The sequence below is a fragment of the Nocardia sp. NPDC058666 genome (genome assembly GCF_042714895.1).
Taxonomy (GTDB): Bacteria; Actinomycetota; Actinomycetes; order Mycobacteriales; family Mycobacteriaceae; genus Nocardia.
The window spans coordinates 1-1,634 of the sequence record NZ_JBHXRY010000063.1; the positions used below are offsets into that span (position 1 = coordinate 1).

Annotated in this window: 1 protein-coding gene; it reads right to left on the reverse strand. The window is 71.7% G+C overall.

The window, feature by feature from the left end; translation table 11 throughout:
* The coding region (locus ACFWVD_RS28450) for a hypothetical protein (RefSeq protein WP_379247959.1) at positions 1–1,285 on the reverse strand (1,285 nt) is incomplete at its 3' end.
* Positions 1,286–1,634 lie beyond the last annotated feature (349 nt).

Here is a 1,634-nt window from a genome sequence, read left to right on the forward strand (position 1 = left end):
GGAGCTCCGGGTTTCCGTGCGGCAGTGTGGCCAGCTGATAGGCGGTGGGCAGGGTGGTGGTGTCGCCCGGCTTGAGGAAGCGCAGGTCGTAGTAGGTGAGCGCGACCGTGCCCCGCTCGTCGACCGCGATCGACGGGGAGAAGGCCGGCACATCCTCAGGGCTGATCAGCTCGGGGCTCCCCCAGGTGCGTCCGCCGTCGGTGGAGCGTACGAGCTGGACGGCGTCGAACCTGCCGCCGGAGAAGTCCGAGCCCTCGTAAGCCATGTACAGCGCGCCCGACTTGGGGTCGACGGCCGGGCTGGGCAGGGTGGCCGCGGCGCGCAGCAGTTTGGTGGGGTCGTTCGGGTCGACCTCCGGTACGGAGGTGTCCCGGGCCACGGTGACCGGGGCGCTCCAGGTCTCTCCGGCGTCGGTCGAGGTGACCACCTCGTAGCGGGCTTCGACGACGGTACTCAGGTCGTCGGAGTGGGTGATCCGGTCGAAGAAGTCGTACAGGGTGCCGGTGCGCGGGTCGACGACGATCACATGGCCGATGGTCTGGGTGTTGGGCACGGCTCCGGTGTCGACGAACCGCCGGGCCTCGCTCCAGGTGCGGCCGCCGTCGCGGGTGAGGGAGATGTAGCCGGGACCGTCGAGTGAGCTGGGGCCGGGCGGGTCGTTGTCGAGGCGGTCCCAGACCTGGTAGGCGGTGCCTTCGCGGATCGGGTCGGCGGTGAGCGAGGGCTTGTCGTTGAAGAACGGCTGCTCGTCGACGTGGGTGGTGGTGAGGTTCTGCCAGGTCCGGCCGCCGTCGCGGGACGTGGCGGCCAGGAGGGCGCTGCGCGTGCTCCTGGTGAAGTCGACGCCTTCCCCGCTCGCGTAGACCGTGCCGTCCGGGCCGGTGCTCACCCAGGGGTCGGAGGCCCGTTCGTAGTCCGCGCCGCCGGGGGCGCACAGGCTGAACGGCAGCGTGCTCCGGTGGAAGGTGTGGCCGTCGGTGCTCCAGGAGGCCACCAGGCCGCGGGCGGCGCCGTCGCTCCAGCGGTCCTGCTGGTACACGGTGACCACGCGTTTCGGGTCGCGTGGATCGACGGACAGGTACGGCTCGACCTCGGTGCCGGGGTAGACGATGCTCTCTGGGGAGATCGCGCCAATGGTGCAGTCCGCGTACGGGTCGCCTTGGGACACCTTGACGAGGGGTGTGCGGACAGGGTTCCGGTCTGCTGCGGCGGGGGTTGCGCCGGTGACCGTGACGAGCAGGAGCGCGGCGGTGGTGACGGCGGTCAGGGGCAGGAAGACGCGCATGCAGGATCTCCTCCGGGCCTGTCGGCCGGGGTACGCGACCGCCGTCATCGGGGCGGCCTGGGGCGCGGAGGCGTACCGGAAGGCGAGGGTGGGGCGACTCCGCTTGGTCGTTTTCGGCGTCGCAGCCGGTGCCCTTGATGGGCCGAACGACGGAGTCGTCCCCGGGGTCGTCGACGAGCACGGCGGAGCCGATCGGCAGGCGGGCGCACCGTGCGGCCGGCTCCTTGGTGGTCCTGTTGCGGCGGCGCCGTCCCGTAGGTGCCCGGAGATGGCCGTGGGTCGCGCGCCGCGTGCCGGTTGGCGATGCCGGTTGCTTCGGGTTCGCGAGGACGGTCGACGTCCACCATCG